The sequence below is a fragment of the Pseudomonas sp. I2 genome (assembly GCF_040984075.1).
Lineage (GTDB): Bacteria > Pseudomonadota > Gammaproteobacteria > Pseudomonadales > Pseudomonadaceae > Aquipseudomonas > Aquipseudomonas guariconensis_B.
This window is the reverse complement of the sequence record NZ_JBCGFQ010000025.1, coordinates 22,510-37,434: the sequence shown is the minus strand read 5'-3', so window position 1 is coordinate 37,434 and position 14,925 is coordinate 22,510. Positions and strand designations below refer to the sequence as shown.

The 14,925-nt window shown below is 64.6% G+C and carries 13 protein-coding genes; 9 read left to right on the top strand and 4 right to left on the bottom strand.

Annotated elements, in window-relative coordinates; all coding sequences use genetic code 11:
* The first annotated feature begins 60 nt into the window (after window positions 1–60).
* The 3 genes from WCE05_RS14515 (at window position 61) to WCE05_RS14505 (ending at window position 4,532) form a co-directional block, all read left to right on the top strand.
* Window positions 61–1,947, top strand: a complete 1,887-nt coding sequence (locus WCE05_RS14515) for a diguanylate cyclase (RefSeq protein ID WP_368816095.1) — start codon at window positions 61–63, stop codon at window positions 1,945–1,947.
* Between the two features lie 61 nt (window positions 1,948–2,008).
* The gene (locus tag WCE05_RS14510) at window positions 2,009–2,785 is read left to right on the top strand and encodes an N-acetylmuramoyl-L-alanine amidase (RefSeq protein ID WP_253080763.1); all 777 of its coding nucleotides are present in this window, start codon (window positions 2,009–2,011) and stop codon (window positions 2,783–2,785) included.
* A gap of 145 nt (window positions 2,786–2,930) precedes the next feature.
* Window positions 2,931–4,532, top strand: coding sequence for an EAL domain-containing protein (locus WCE05_RS14505; protein ID WP_225790002.1), 1,602 nt, complete (start codon window positions 2,931–2,933; stop codon window positions 4,530–4,532).
* Window positions 4,533–4,613: 81 nt separating this feature from the next.
* On the opposite strand, the gene WCE05_RS14500 is transcribed toward WCE05_RS14505, so the two are convergent.
* Together WCE05_RS14500 and algB are read right to left on the bottom strand one after the other, a co-directional pair.
* Entirely contained in the window at window positions 4,614–6,392 is a 1,779-nt protein-coding gene (locus WCE05_RS14500; protein ID WP_225790003.1) for a KinB sensor domain-containing domain, read from the bottom strand.
* The gene (algB, locus tag WCE05_RS14495; protein WP_225790004.1) at window positions 6,389–7,735 is read right to left on the bottom strand and encodes a sigma-54-dependent response regulator transcription factor AlgB; all 1,347 of its coding nucleotides are present in this window, start codon (window positions 7,733–7,735) and stop codon (window positions 6,389–6,391) included. The genes WCE05_RS14500 and algB overlap by 4 nt, the downstream gene beginning before the upstream one ends.
* Window positions 7,736–7,943: 208 nt before the next feature.
* Here algB and WCE05_RS14490 point away from each other — a divergent pair, with 208 nt between their 5' ends.
* From WCE05_RS14490 to WCE05_RS14465, 6 genes are all read left to right on the top strand, one after another.
* Window positions 7,944–8,765 carry a BON domain-containing protein gene (locus WCE05_RS14490; RefSeq protein ID WP_225790005.1) on the top strand — a complete coding sequence of 274 codons (822 nt, stop codon included), beginning with the start codon at window positions 7,944–7,946 and terminating at the stop codon, window positions 8,763–8,765.
* Window positions 8,766–8,937: 172 nt separating this feature from the next.
* Window positions 8,938–9,222 (top strand): hypothetical protein, encoded by a 285-nt coding sequence (locus WCE05_RS14485; RefSeq protein WP_253080764.1) that lies wholly within the window; start codon window positions 8,938–8,940, stop codon window positions 9,220–9,222.
* 41 nt (window positions 9,223–9,263) lie between these two features.
* Window positions 9,264–9,425 carry a DUF1328 domain-containing protein gene (locus WCE05_RS14480; protein ID WP_011531543.1) on the top strand — a complete coding sequence of 54 codons (162 nt, stop codon included), beginning with the start codon at window positions 9,264–9,266 and terminating at the stop codon, window positions 9,423–9,425.
* Between the two features lie 2 nt (window positions 9,426–9,427).
* The gene (locus WCE05_RS14475) at window positions 9,428–9,898 is read left to right on the top strand and encodes an inhibitor of vertebrate lysozyme family protein (RefSeq protein ID WP_225790007.1); all 471 of its coding nucleotides are present in this window, start codon (window positions 9,428–9,430) and stop codon (window positions 9,896–9,898) included.
* Window positions 9,899–10,686: 788 nt separating this feature from the next.
* On the top strand, window positions 10,687–12,021 hold the full coding sequence (gltP, locus tag WCE05_RS14470) for a glutamate/aspartate:proton symporter GltP (protein WP_253080765.1): 1,335 nt from the start codon (window positions 10,687–10,689) through the stop codon (window positions 12,019–12,021).
* Between the two features lie 135 nt (window positions 12,022–12,156).
* The gene (locus tag WCE05_RS14465; protein WP_368816094.1) at window positions 12,157–13,386 is read left to right on the top strand and encodes a nucleoside recognition domain-containing protein; all 1,230 of its coding nucleotides are present in this window, start codon (window positions 12,157–12,159) and stop codon (window positions 13,384–13,386) included.
* Here WCE05_RS14465 and WCE05_RS14460 read toward each other — a convergent pair.
* Window positions 13,368–13,988: an ABC-type transport auxiliary lipoprotein family protein gene (locus tag WCE05_RS14460; RefSeq protein WP_253080766.1), complete on the bottom strand. Its 621-nt coding sequence runs from the start codon at window positions 13,986–13,988 to the stop codon at window positions 13,368–13,370. The genes WCE05_RS14465 and WCE05_RS14460 overlap by 19 nt on opposite strands.
* The gene (locus WCE05_RS14455; protein WP_225790011.1) at window positions 13,985–14,923 is read right to left on the bottom strand and encodes an MlaD family protein; all 939 of its coding nucleotides are present in this window, start codon (window positions 14,921–14,923) and stop codon (window positions 13,985–13,987) included. The genes WCE05_RS14460 and WCE05_RS14455 overlap by 4 nt, the downstream gene beginning before the upstream one ends.
* Window positions 14,924–14,925 lie beyond the last annotated feature (2 nt).

The window sequence follows — 14,925 nt, the reverse complement described above, 5'->3', positions numbered from 1 at the left end:
TCTCAAGAGTTCGGGCTTTTCGCCGAAATCTAGATGCCACCACCCGTTGCGGACCCAGGCATGACCGACGAAGCCGAGCGCTGGAAAGAAAAATACCTCAAGAGCATCGAACAGCAGGAAAAGCTCGAACGCCGCTGGGAAGCCCGTCTCGACCTGCTGCGCCGTGGCCTGGTGCGCAGTTCCCTGGCAGCCGAGGGCAGTGACAAGGCGGTCGACCAGTGCATGAAGGAAATGCGCGAAGTCATCCGTAGTGACAACCTGGACGCCGGCCTCGCCGGCTTGATCCCACGGCTGGAAAAGGCCGTGCTGGATTCTGAGCAGCGACGCGAAACCCGCATGAACCAGGTCAGTGATGCCTTGACGGCGCTGGTTGGTCAGTTGCAAGGCCTGCCATTGCCAGGCGAGGTCGCCCGCCCTTTGAAGAAACTCTCCAAGAAGCTCGAAGGGGGCGTCAGCCAGTCCCGCGAGCTGCCGCCCTTGCTGGGCGAACTCAGCGGTTTGCAGGGCCGGGCCTTGCGTGTGTTGCAAAGGCCGGAGGAGGAGCCCCGGCCAGGGTTGCTGCAGCGCTTGTTCGGTAACCACGAGACGCAGGCGCAAACCCAGCCTGTCGCGGCCATGGCCGAGACGCTGCCCGTCGCCGGCGCCATGGCGCAGCCGGGTGCCGAGCCCGTAGCCCTTCCGGGCGACATGGATGAATTGCAGCCGCTGGCCGAGGCACCAGGTCCAGACCCGATCGAGATCGAGCTACCCTCGGCGCAGGAGACGGCCCCGACCGAGTGCCCGCTCGAGGTGGAGCCGTCGCCGGACGATGACCGCGAGCCTGGCGAGCCGCTGGCCGATGGCCCAGGCGAAGCCATCGATGAAGACGGTTCCTACGCCCTGCCCGATGCCGTCGAACCGCCCTACAGCACGGTAGCCGCACACATCGAGCAGACCCTGATCGGCCTGCTCGACGACCTGAGCCTACCGGAGCGTCACAAGGCCCAGGCCCTGGCCATGCGTGAGCGGGTGTCACGCGGGCTCAACTGGTATGAGCTGATCCCGGTACTGGATGACCTGGCGGTGCTGATGCTGGCGATCACCGACAGCGGCCAGCACGAGTTCGAGGCCTACCTGCAGCAGCTCAACGAACGCCTGGAAAGCTTCCAGGGCCACCTGCAGGAGGCCAGTGCCGGGCATGCCGACAACAGTTGCGCCGCCCGCGAACTCGACAGCCAGTTGCGCGAGCAGGTCGACGGTCTGCAGAACAGCGTGCAAGGCGCCGTTGACCTGGACAGCCTCAAGCACATCTTGGAGAACCGCCTCGAGGGCCTGCTGACGACCATGGACGAACACCAGCAGGAGCGCGACCGCCGCGAGCAGGAACTGGCCGGCCGCCTGCAGGGTTTGGCCGAACGGGTGGCGCATATGGAGCAGGAGGCCCTCGGCTATCGCGATCACCTGGAGGAGCAGCGGCAGAAAGCATTGATCGACCCACTGACCGGCCTGCCCAACCGAGCCGCCTGGACGGAGCGTGTCGAGCGCGAGGTACAAGCCTGGCAGGAGCAAGGTGGCCATCTGTCGATGGCGATTCTCGACCTCGACCACTTCAAGCGTATCAACGACAGCTATGGCCACCTGGCTGGGGACAAGGTCCTGAAGATCGTCGCCGACCAGTTGCGCAAGCGCCTGCGTGGCCAGGACTTCATCGCCCGCTTTGGCGGCGAGGAATTCGTCCTGCTGCTACCGCAGACCTCGCTGGCGGACGGGGGCGAGATGGCCGAGGCCCTACGCGCGGCAGTCGAGGCTTGCCCGTTCCACTTCAAGGGCCAGCGGGTGGTGATCACCACTTCCATAGGGCTGAGCGCGTTTCGCTCCGGCGAGCGTGGCGACCAGGTGCTCAAGCGCGCCGATGCCGCGCTGTACCGTGCCAAGGAGCTGGGGCGAAATCGGGTGGAACAAGGCTGACTGGGCGAGGCGTGCATACGTTATGCTATTGCATTACTGACCCATCACCCTGGCTGTTTCCATGAAAGCGTTGTTCACTGCCCTGCTGCTGATCGTCCTGACCGGCTGCTCCACTGGCTTGCGTATCGATCGCAGCCATACGTCGGTCAACCAGGACAACCGTATCCAGTTCGTCGTCCTGCACTACACCAACGCCTCGCTGGAGCGCTCCCTGGCGCTGCTGACCCATGGCGAGGTCAGCAGCCACTACCTGATCGGCGATGGCCCGGCGAAGGTCTACCAACTGGTGGATGAGAGCCGCCGCGCCTGGCATGCCGGCGACAGCCAGTGGCAAGGCCGTACCTGGCTCAACTCCAGTTCCATCGGCATCGAGATCGTCAATCCGGGCTATACCGACACACCCACTGGCCGTGTCTGGCACCCCTACAGCGAGGCGCAGGTCCAGGCACTGATCGCCTTGCTCAAGGACATCGTCAAGCGCAACGGCATCGCGCCCCGGAACATTATCGGCCATAGCGACATCGCGCCGCTGCGCAAGCTAGACCCCGGGCCGGTGTTCCCCTGGAAGCGCCTGGCCGATGCAGGCCTCGGCGTATGGCCGGAGGCGACGGCGGTGGCACGGCAGCAGGCGTACTTCAGCGTCAATCCGCCGACGGCGGGCTGGTACCAGCAGCAACTGGCACGGTTCGGCTATGCCATCGCGCAGACCGGCGAGCTGGATGTCGCCACCCGTCATGTCATCGCCGCCTTCCAGATGCGCTTCCGCCCGCAGCGTTTCGACGGCATGCCGGACGCCCAGACTGCGGCGATGCTGCAGGTGCTCAACAGCATGCGCTGAACCTTGGGGCTGCGAAGCGGCCCAGACCTTCGCGGGTCAACATAGCGCCAGCAGCACCCTCGGCCAGCCAGGCCCATGCGCCCAACGGCGAGGCCGATTGTCCATTCCGTTGCTATACCTCTTGGTAATCAACTGGATGCCTGTGATGTCAGCCCTCTTCGCCGCGTTGCGCCAATTTTTCTACCGACCCTGGATGCTGGCCGGGATGGCAGCATTGGCCAGCGCCGTGCTGTTGCTGACGGCCAGCTTCGGCGTGGCCGTGCAACAGATGAAGCAAAGCGAAAGCGCGCAGATGAACGCCCGGGGCGAGCGCTTCCTGGAGCGTCTGGAGCAGGTGTTCGGCCAATTGCGCGAAGGTGTCGACCGTCTGCAGGCACAACCCCTGCGCGGCTGCGATGCGTCGATGCTGGAGGCCTTGCAGCAGGTTGGCCTGAGTTCGCGCTTCATCTATGAGGCGGCTTATGTCGAGGGCAACATCGCCTGCTCCAACCGGGGGGGCGAACGGCTCATCGAGCCTTTGCGGGCACCCGACATCCAGGGCCCGACCTACAGCTACTGGCTCAACACCACCACCGAACCCAACGAGAACCTGGCCGCGCTGATGCTCGGCCGGGGAAGGTTCCTGGTGTCCACCTCCCGCGGCCACCTCAGCGACGTGGTCGACCTCCCCCCCGGCGGCAGCCTGCTGGTGGTCCTCGACCACGGCACCCGGGCGATCCCGGTGCTGGGCCCCGTCCAGGTCTGGCCACCGGTCGCCAACTGGCCTCCTCCTTCGCACAAGGCCCTGCTCGAGCTGAGCGATCGCCTGGTCTACCGCATGCCGACCAAATCGCCGGACTACCAGTTGGTGCTGATTGCCCCCCGCGCCAGCCTGCCGCTGAAAATGAACGGCATGCTCTGGCTGCTGTTCCCTGGCAGCCTGCTGCTGGCCTGTTGCATCGGCTGGCTGGTGCTGCAACTGGTGCTGCAGCGACGTTCGATGAGCTCGGAGCTGCAGAATGCCCTGCGCCGGGGCGAGCTGCAGGTGCTCTATCAGCCGATCTTCGAGCTCGACAGCCGGCGTTGTGTCGGTGCCGAGGCGCTGGTGCGCTGGCGTCGCCCGGACGGTACCCTGACCAGCCCCGAGCTGTTCATCCCGCTGGCCGAGAACACCGGGCAGATCCGCCAGATCACCGACTTCGTCCTGCAACGGGTACTGGAGCAACTGGGCCAGCTGTTGCGGGCCAACCGCCACCTCTATATCTCGGTGAATCTGGCGGCCTGCGATGTCATGGTGCCACGTATCGGCCGGGTGGCGGCGCGCCTGCTGGCGCACCATCGGGTGTCCCCCAGCCAGATCGCCTTCGAGGTGACCGAGCGCGGCCTGATCGACGTGGTGGTGGCGCGTGACAACCTGCAGGCGCTGCGTGCGGTGGGGCACCAGGTGCTGATCGACGACTTCGGCACCGGCTATTGCAGCCTGGCCTACTTGCAGACCCTGCCGGTGGACTGCCTAAAGATAGACAAGTCGTTCATCGACGCGCTGGGCCATGATGCCGCCAGCAGCGGTGTGGCTCCGCACATCATTCGCATGGCCCATGACCTGCATTTGCGGGTGATAGCCGAAGGCATCGAGTGCGAGGACCAGGCGATTTTGCTCAACAATGAAGGCGTCAACTACGGCCAGGGTTGGCTGTTCGCCCACCCGCTCAATGCCCGGCAGTTCGCCGAACTGGTCACGCGGGGGCGGCGCGTGGGCAAGCCCTGACATTGCCGGTGCTTGTCATCCTGGGGCGCGAAGTGGCCCCCCAAAGTCTTGAGTGATTGCCCGCGAAACGAGTCGCCCACCTCAGACCGGCAAGGCCATGTAGAACTGGGTACCCTGCCCTGGCCGGGAAAACACCCCCATGCGCCCCCCATGCAACTGAACGATCTCCTTGCACAGCGCCAGCCCCAGGCCAGCGCCACCCTTTTTGCGCCCCACCTGCACGAAGGGCTCGAAGATGCGCCCTTGCTGGCCATAGGCGATGCCCTCGCCATTGTCCTCGACGCTGATGATCACCCGCTCGGCATGGCGCCGTGCGTGCAGGCGGATACGTCCGCCGCTGGCGGTGTGGCGAATGGCGTTGTGCAGCAGGTTGTCCAGCACCCGCTCGAGCTGGGCGATATCGGCCTGGATACGTGGCAAGGGCAGCTCCAGTTCGGTGAGCAGCTCGATCTGCTTGTGCGTGGCTTGCTCGGCAAAGCGTGCCTGGGCGCGTTCGAGCAGCTCGTCGATGGCACAGGGCGCCAGTTCCAGTTTCTGCAGGCCGCTCTGGTAGCGGGAGAAATTGAGCAGGTCGTTGATCAGCTGAGTCAGCCGCTGCATCTCCTCGCCAATGGTGTCGAGCAGGTCGTTTTCCCGGGCTTCGGGCGGGAACTTCAAGCGTTCGCGCAGCAGGCCGAAGGCCATGTGCATGCCGGTGACCGGCGTGCGCAACTCATGGGAGGCGCGCAGGACGAACTCGCTGCGCACCCGCTCGAAGGCACGCTGCTCGGTGACATCGTGCAGCACCATCACGGCGCCCAGGATCGGCCCCTGGGGATGGCTGACCGGCGTGAGGCTATAAGCCAGCAGGCGGGTTTCCTCATCGACCTCGATGCTCAGGTCATCGGGCGGGCGGTCTAGGTTGCCGCCACGCAGGACCTGGCGCACTTGCTGCTCCAGCTCCGGGCGCTGCAGCGCCTCGGCCAGGCCCGTGCCGACACGGCTGGAGTCCCAGCCAAGCTGGCGTTGGGCCACCGGATTGAGGTGCTCGAGGCAACCCTGGCGGTCGATGATCAACAACCCGTCGTCGATGCTGTCGAGCACCGCCTGCAGCCGTTGCTGGCCGGCCAGCAGTTCGTCGACATTGGTGGCCTGGTGCTTGCGCAGGGCATCGGCCATCAGGCCGAAGCGGCGGGTCAACTGGTTCAGCTCGGTGGCCTGGGTCACGGGCAGGGTGACATCGAAGTTGCCCTGGCCAACCTGGTCGGCGGCCTTGGCCAGGGCTTCGATCGGCTGGCCGAAGCGGCGGGCGATGTTGTGCGCGGTGACGAAGCCCAGCACCAGTACCGCCAGGCCCATCAGGCCGAGCATGCCGCTGATCAGCAGCGCGCGGCCGCGGGTTTGCTCCTCGCTGCGGGTGATGTGCTCCAGCGCCTGCTTGTGCGAATCGATCAGGTCGGTACGCACCTGGTTGAACGCTGCGCCCAGTGGTTGCTCGACCCCCATGCTGCGGGCCGGCGCCGGACTTTCGCGGTACGCCTGGAGAAAGGCCTGGTAGTTGCTGTTGGCCTTGCTGAAGCCGGTGCGCTCGCCACCTTGGGCCAGGCCCTCGTCGAGCAGGGTCTTGAAGCTCTCCTGCAGGGTCACCAGGCTTTGCGGATCGGTGCTTTCGTCGAGGATCAGGTTGAGCTGCTCACCCAGGTTCTGCCGCAGCTTCAGGCCGACTTCCAGGGCATGGGTGGTGTCGCGGACCAGGCGCTGCTGCACGGTGGCCATCTGCAACACGCTGACGAGCCCCAGCAGCAGGCCGAGCAGGGCGACCGTCACCAGCGCCGAGATGCTGAGGAAAAGCCGCGTGCGCAGCTTCATCGACCATTTCATAGGTTGTACTGCTTGCGCTTGCGGTACAGGGTGGAGGCGTCGATGCCCAGGGTCTTGGCGGCCTGGTCGAGGGTGTCGCTGGTGGCCAGCACCGCGCCGATGTGGGCGCGTTCCAGCTCGTCCAGGCTCAGCGCGGCGCCGACCCGCGGCGCGTTGCCCGTGGGTTGTTCGGCCATGCCCAGGTGGCTGATTTCCACACGTTCCTGCGGGCAGATGATGCTGGCCCGCTCCACCACGTTGCGCAGCTCGCGGATGTTGCCCGGCCAGCGGTAGTTGAGCAGGGCTGTGCGGGCTTCGTCGCTGAACACCCGGGCGGGGCGCGAGTATTCCTTGACGAAGCGGGCGAGGAAGCGTTCGGCGAGGGTGAGGATGTCTTCGCTGCGCTCGCGCAGGGGAGGCAGGTGCAGGGTGATGACGTTCAGGCGGTACAGCAGGTCTTCGCGAAAGCGCCCGTCGCGGACCATCTCCTCGAGGTTGAGGTTGGTCGCCGCGAGAATCCGCACGTCGGCCCGGCGGGTGATGGGGTCGCCAACCCGCTCGTATTCCTTGTCCTGGATGAAACGCAGCAGCTTAGGCTGGAGTGTCAGAGGAAAATCGCCGATTTCGTCGAGAAACAGCGTGCCGCCGTCCGCCTGGTTGACCCGCCCGAGGGTGCTTTCGCTGGCCCCTGTGAAGGCGCCACGGGTATGGCCGAACAGTTCGCTTTCCATCAGCTCGGCGTTCAGCGAGGGGCAGTTGATGGTCACGCAGGCCTTGCGTGCCCGTTTGCTCCAGCCGTGGATGGCGCGGGCCAGCTCACCCTTGCCGGTCCCCGACTCGCCGAGGATGAGGATATTGGCGTCGGTGGTCGCCACCTGCCGGGCGGTTTCCAGCACCGCCATCATGGCTGGGCTGTGTGAATCCAGGCCGTCCTTGGGTTTGCGCACCTCGCCTTCCAGCGCCTCCAGGCGCGCCGACAACTGGCGGACTTCCAGCTGCTTGGCCGTGGCCAGGCGCAATTGGTCGGGGCTGCACGGCTTGACCAGGTAATCGGCGGCGCCGGCCTGGATGGCATCGACCGCAGTGTCGATCGCCGAATGGGCGGTGACGATCACTACACGCATCCAGGGAGCCTGGATACGCATCTGGGCCAGCACATCCAGGCCATTGTCCTCGCCCAGGCGCAGGTCGAGGAAACACAGGTCGAACACCTGGCGCTGCAGCAAGGCTTCCGCCTGCGCGGCACTGCTGGCCGTGGCCACGCTGTAGCCTTCGTCTTCCAGGCAATAGCGGAAGGTTCGCAGGATCGCGGATTCATCATCCACCAGCAGAATGCGGCCTTGGTTGTCCTGGGCTGATTCCATTTTCCTACGCTCCTTCGGGATTGATCTCAATTAGTGTCGGAAAAATCGGGCAAGTTGCATGGTCCATTCTGAAGGAATCCGTTGTTTGCATGCTAGCCAATGGCCTGGTCTCGGTCTGAGCCCCCCAACAGCACGAGGTTCCACGGGCTTTTAGGAATGGCACAGCGGTTGCGACTGTCTTTTGTTATGCCAAGCAAGGAGGTGACTCATGCGCTTTTCCCCTCGAATGACCCTGTTGGCGGCCTGCCTGCTGCCGGTGTTCACCCCGGCCCTCGCCGACCCCGTCCAGGACGCGCGCCTGCAAGGCGCCCTGCAAACCGCACTGTCGCTCAACCGTGTGCTCAACCCGTTCCGTATCACGGTCGAGGTGGACGGCGCCCAGGCCCGTCTCTCCGGCGAAGTGGAGAACGCGGTCGAGAGTCAGTTGGCCGAGCGTGTGGCCCTTGCCACCCGTGGTATCGAGCAGGTCGACAACCAGCTGCGGGTCAACCCCGAGCTGGTCGAGCGGCCCCAGGAGCTGCGGGCTTACGCCCAACGTCTGGAAGACGCCACGCTCGCGGCGATCGTGCGCGCACGCCTGCTCTGGAGCCGTATCACCGAGAAGGCGCCGATCGAGGTCGAGAGCCGTGAGGGCGTGGTGACCTTGCGGGGCAAGGTCGATAGCCCTGAGGCCAAGGAGTTGGCCGGCGTGCTGGCGCGTAGCACCGATGGCGTGCACCTGGTGAACAACCTGGTCAGCCTGGACAGCGCCGCCATGGCCAAGGCCCGGGAAAAGCCGGTGGATGCGCCCACGGGGCCGCAACCCAGTGACAGCTGGATCGTCGCCAAGATCCAGAACAGTCTACGCTTCAGCCGCAACCTCGATGGCCTGAACATCAAGGTGGCCAGCGAGCAAGGGCTGGTCCGGCTGTCTGGCGAGGTGGTCAGTAGCGAACAGAAGGCCATCGCCGTGGAGGTAGCCAGGCAGATCATCGGTGTGCGAGGCGTGGACGCCGACCTGCTGAAGATCGCCACCAAAGTGGAAGGATGATCGTGCAAAACGCACGACCTTGCCGGGTCCATCGTGCAGGATACGTCCCCGGTGTTCGTGAGTTTTTTTCTATATTTTTGTTTTAAAAGGAATTTTACAGATGGCCAAGGCTGGCATGCAGGCTGCAACTTCCTGGGCAGGTTCGAATAAAAACACAGCAGGAGGAGCTGGCATGAACCGCCCATCCGTCAACCGCTCGCAGACTACCGCACTGCCCCTGCGCCAGTGCCTGTACCTCGGGCTGGCGCTGCTGCTGACCCTGGCCGCTGGCCAGTTCTACTACAGCTGGCAGACCTCCCGGCTGGCCGAGCAGGTGGCGGCGCAGACCGCGCTGCTGGCGCAGATCCAGGCGAACCGTGCCAATACCCTGGTGAGGGCGACCGAGCCGCTGCCGGCGGCAAAGGCGTCCCCTGCCACCCTGGAGCGCGTCGCACCCCAGGAGCGCTGGGTGTTCTGAGCGCCACGCCAGGCTGATTTCGAAAAGAAAGGAGAACCATCATGCTGAGTTGGGCCATCACTTTCCTGATCATCGCCATTGTCGCCGCCGTGCTGGGCTTCGGTGGTATCGCCGGCGCCGCCACTGGTATCGCGAAGATCCTCTTCATCATCTTCCTGGTCCTGTTCGTGGCTTCCTTCTTCTTCGGACGTGGCAGGGGTTGAACATGCGCAGGATGCTTTGCACAGCCCTGGCTACCGCCCTGCTAGTGGGCGGTGGCGCGGCGGCGATGGCGGCCAATGACGGCCAGGTCCGGGTCAATCAGCTGCTGGGTACGGACCCCGAGTACCGGGAAACCTGGCAGGACACCCTCGAGGGCGAAGAGCGGCTGCCCGATTGGGTGATCAACCTCACCGGCAGTTCGCAGGAGCAGATGTCGGCGGTCACCGAGGATGGCGACCGGTATCTGGTCGGGCCTTTGTGCGAATCGGAGAACAATTGCACCTACAAACGCCTGATCGTGGCGTTCAGTTGGGACAAGGACGACGCCTACGGGATGCTCGTGGAAGTCCCGGAGGGCCTGCCCTCGGACAAGTCGCCCACCCGCCATGCGCAATACCGCTGGCTGGGTGATCCGGACGACGGCATGAAGGCCATGCTGCGCGAGCAGCTCAAGCGCGACCCGAAGTGGTACTGACCGAAGCTCGCGCGTTGTAACGCTGTAGAAGCCGAACTTTTCCCGCTTTCCGGCTTCTATGATGCGCCGCCCCGAGGAGGGATGGCGCATGACCAAGGGGCCGGGCCGTTCTGGTTGTTGCAGGACCGGAGTGGCCTAGGGGTACAGGGAGTGCCTCCGCGATGGGCCGGGTCAGGTGAAGGTGACGTCGGAAGCTTCAGGCCGACCGTGTCGGATGGGCATGGGCTCGGGCCTGGCTTCCGAGGTACCCTCTATATAAAGAAGGCATCCACGTTTCTCCCCCTTTCCCTCGACAAGATCCTCTTTCGATCCGCACGCCTTCCTCCGGAAAAAAGCGAAATTGCCCCGAGACACATTTTGTCTCGACCGTACATCGAAATTTTTTTCGATCCCCTACCGTCACCGACGGGGGCGATTTTGGCCATTCGGATTGTCGAACAGGCCGTTCAAACCCTCGAATGAGTGCAGTCAAATCTGCCGAAAAATGGCGCTTTGGTCTTGTTCGGAAATCCGAACGCAGAAGAGACAACCTCTTCTGATGCCCGATTTCCTCTGGAAGTATCATGCCGATTCGGCATGGGCTACTCGTTTCCGGCATTAGACTGCCCTCTTTTGCATCGCAATAGTTGCCGCCTTTTTCGCTGACCCGAGCGCCGTGTCGCTCGCTTGCGGTGTCCTTCCATGGAGCCGCCGAACGGAAGAAAAACGCTGATCCATGGGCTGGAAACGGCTCTGCAACGCGCTTTTCCGGTTGGTGCCCGTGACCACTAGAACAAAGGGGGAATGACATGAAGAAGGCAAAACTAAGCCTCGCCTGGCAGATCGTCATCGGTCTGGTACTCGGCGTTGCAGTCGGCGCGCTGCTTAATCATTTCAGTGCAGAAAAGGCATGGTGGATCAGCAACGTCCTCCAGCCCGCCGGCGACATCTTCATTCGCCTGATCAAGATGATCGTCGTCCCGATCGTGATTTCGTCGCTGATCGTGGGCATCGCCGGGGTAGGCGACGCGAAGAAACTGGGCAGCATCGGCCTGAAGACCATCATCTACTTCGAAGTGGTGACCACCATCGCCATCGTCGTCGGCCTGGTCCTGGCCAACCTGTTCCATCCGGGTGCCGGCATCGACATGAGCACCCTGGGCACCGTCGATATCTCCAAGTACCAGGCCACCGCGGCCGAAGTGCAGCATGAGCACGCGTTCATCGAGACCCTGCTCAACCTGATCCCGTCGAACATCTTCGCGGCGCTGATGCGTGGCGAGATGCTGCCGATCATCTTCTTCTCGGTGATGTTCGGCCTGGGCCTGTCGAGCCTGCAGGCGGAGCTGCGCGACCCGCTGGTACGTACCTTCCAGGCTGTGTCGGAGACCATGTTCAAGGTCACCCACATGATCATGAACTACGCACCGATCGGTGTGTTCGCCCTGATCGCCGCCACCGTCGCCAACTTCGGCTTCGCCTCGCTGCTGCCGCTGGCCAAGCTGGTGCTGCTGGTGTACTTCGCCATCGCCTTCTTCGCCTTCATGGTGCTGGGCTTGGTGGCGCGGATATTCGGCTTCTCGGTCATCAAGATCATGCGCATCATGAAGGACGAGTTGATCCTGGCGTACTCCACCTCCAGCTCGGAAACCGTGCTGCCGCGGGTGATCGAGAAGATGGAGAAGTACGGTGCGCCGAAGTCGATCTGCAGCTTCGTGGTACCGACTGGCTACTCCTTCAACCTCGACGGCTCGACCCTGTACCAGAGCATCGCGGCGATCTTCATCGCCCAGCTGTATGGCATCGACCTGTCCCTGGGCCAGCAATTGCTGCTGGTGCTGACCCTGATGGTCACCTCCAAGGGCATCGCCGGCGTGCCGGGCGTTTCCTTCGTGGTACTGCTGGCGACCCTGGGCAGCGTGGGCATCCCGCTGGAAGGCCTGGCCTTCATCGCCGGTGTCGACCGCATCATGGACATGGCCCGTACCGCCTTGAACGTGATCGGCAACGCCCTGGCCGCGCTGGTCATCGCGCGCTGGGAAGGCATGTACGATGCGGCCAAGGGCGAGCAGTACTACAGCTCGCTGATGCAGGCCGCGGGCAAGCGGGAAACCGTGCTGGTGGGCGAGACCGCCAAGCGCTGACCCTGCTGCGTTGCACCGAAGAGCCCCGACTTGTCGGGGCTTTTTGTCGTCTGTAGCGACGCATTCGCCCGGCAAGCCCGCTCAACCGACCGGCATGCGTTATCATTCGGGGCATTTTTCAGGGGGAACACACGGATGCTCAACGGCCTTTGGCTCGGCTTTTTCCTGGTGGCGGCCATTTCCGCCCTGGCCCAATGGCTGGTCGGCGGCAATGCCGGCATCTTCGCCGCGATGGTCGAGAGCATCTTCGCCATGGCCAAGCTGTCCGTGGAGGTCATGGTCCTGCTGTTCGGCACCCTCTCCCTCTGGCTGGGCTTTCTCAAGATCGCCGAGCAGGCCGGAATCGTCGAATGGCTGGCCAAGGTCCTGGGCCCGCTGTTCGCCCGCTTGATGCCCGAGGTCCCGCCCGGCCATCCGGCCCTGGGCCTGATCACCATGAACTTCGCCGCCAACGGCCTGGGCCTGGACAACGCTGCCACGCCCATCGGCCTGAAGGCCATGCGCGCCCTGCAGGAGCTCAATCCGAGCAGCAGCACGGCGAGCAACGCGCAGATCCTGTTCCTGGTGCTCAACGCATCGTCGCTCACCCTGCTGCCGGTGACCATCTTCATGTACCGCGCCCAGCAGGGCGCGCCCGACCCGACCCTGGTGTTCCTGCCGATCCTCCTGGCCACCAGCTGCTCGACCCTGGTCGGCCTGCTGTCGGTGGCGGTGATGCAGCGCCTGCGCCTGTGGGACCCGGTGGTACTCGCCTACCTGATCCCCGGCGCCCTGCTGCTGGGCGGCTTCATGGCTCTCCTCGGCACCCTGTCGGCGGCGGCCTTGGCCAGCCTCTCGTCGATCCTCGGCAACCTGACGCTGTTTGGCGTGATCATCCTGTTCCTGGTGATCGGTGCGCTGAAACGGGTCAAGGTCTATGAGGCCTTCATCGAAGGCGCCAAGGAAGGTTTCGACGTGGCCAAGAGCCTTTTGCCGTACCTGGTGGCCATGCTCTGCGCGGTCGGCGTGCTGCGCGCCTCCGGGGCCCTGGAGCTGGCGCTGGACGGCATCCGCCATGCGGTGGAATGGATGGGCATGGATACCCGTTTCGTCGAGGGCCTGCCGACCGCGCTGGTCAAGCCGTTCTCCGGCAGCGCGGCGCGGGCCATGCTGATCGAGACCATGCAGACCCACGGCGTCGACAGTTTCCCTGCGTTGGTGGCGGCGACCATCCAGGGTAGCACCGAAACCACCTTCTACGTGTTGGCGGTGTACTTCGGCGCGGTGGGCATCCAGCGTGTGCGCCACACCGTGGGTTGTGCCCTGCTCGCCGAGCTATCCGGGGTGATCGCGGCGATCTTCGTCTGCTACTGGTTCTTCGCCTGAGCCTGGCCGGCCTGGGCGATGGTCCAGGCCACCACTTGTCCCACCAACTGGTCGCTGGCACTGCCGAAGCCGGCGACCACCGCCGGCACTTGGCTGTCGCCCAGCGGCTGGCGCACCTCGAAGCGGCGGCTGGCCAGGATACGCTGGCTGCGGCCCTGGACCAGCCGTGCGTCATAGCGGATCAGCACCTCTACGCCCCCGGCCCGGTACTCGCTTTGGAACGCCTGCAACTCGCCGACCAGCTCGAAGTCGGCCTGCAGGTTGCTGTCGTCCGCGCTCAGGCGCTGTACCCGGCCGTCGCGCTGGAAACCGTCGAGCAGGCGGTTGCGCAGCAACAGCGGCACCGGGTCGCTCCAGCGCGCACCCTTGTAGCTGCTGATGACGTCACCCTGGGGAATCACGGCGATGCGCGGCCCGGCCAGGGCTTCGCTGGCCAGTGGCTTGTTCAGGCGCAGCGACCAGTCCAGCGGCGCCTGGTTGCCGTTGGCCTGGCTCACCGGCAAGCGATAGATGTCCACCGGCTCGCTTTGCGGCAGGATCGAACAGGCCGTGGCCAGGCCCAGGGAGGCTGTCAGGGCGAGCAGGCGCAGCGACCGTTTCATGGCTGGAACTCCTTGTTGTTGTCGCGGCCCAGCAGGTAGCCGCCTGGGTCTGCCTCCAGGCGCCGGGAGATACCCTTCAGGGCGTTGAGGGTTTCGCGCAGCTCGCGGATCGCCGGGGCCAGCTGGTTCAGGCCCTGGGCGCCGTCGTCGAGGGCTTGGCGGTTATCCTTGAGCAGGGCGTTGATGGTCGCGGTGCTTTCGGCCAGGGACTGCATGGCCTGCTCGGCGCTGCCGATCGCCTGCTTGCCTTCGCTGCCCAGCAAGGCGTTGGCGTCGTGCATCAGCGTTTGGGTCTCGGCCAGGGTGGCGCTGGCCTGCTTGCCGACCTCGGCCAGTTGCTCGATGGCCTGGGCGATGCCGCCCTTGTGGTTGGCGAAGGCGCTGGTGGTTTGCTCGAGGTTCGCCAGGGTGTTGCCCAGGCGGTCGATATTGGTTTCGGAGAACATCTGATTGGCGTTGTGCAGCAGCAGGTTGATGTTGGTCACCAGGTCGCTGCTGTCGTTGAGCAGCCGCGAAATGGGCGATGGCGAGGCGACGATCACCGGCAACTGGCCTCCCTTGCCCTTGAGTTCCGGGCTTTGCGGCGTGCCACCACTGAGCTGGATGAAGGCGTTGCCGGTGACGCCGGCCAGGGTCAGCTTGGCTTGGGTGTCCTGCTTGACCGGTGTATCGGCGTTCAGGCGGATGCGCGCCAGTACCCGGCGTGGGTCCTGCGGGTCGAGGCGCAAGGTGGTGACATCACCGACCTTGATGCCGTTGTACTGCACCGTGCTGCCGCGTGACAGGCCCGAGACCGCTTCGTTGAACACCACTTCGTAGTCCTTGAAGGTGTCGTCGACGCTGGACTTGGCCAGCCACAGGCCGAACAGCATGGCGCCGGCCACCACCAGGACGGTGATCAGGCCGATCAGGACGTGATGAGCTCGGGTTTCCATCT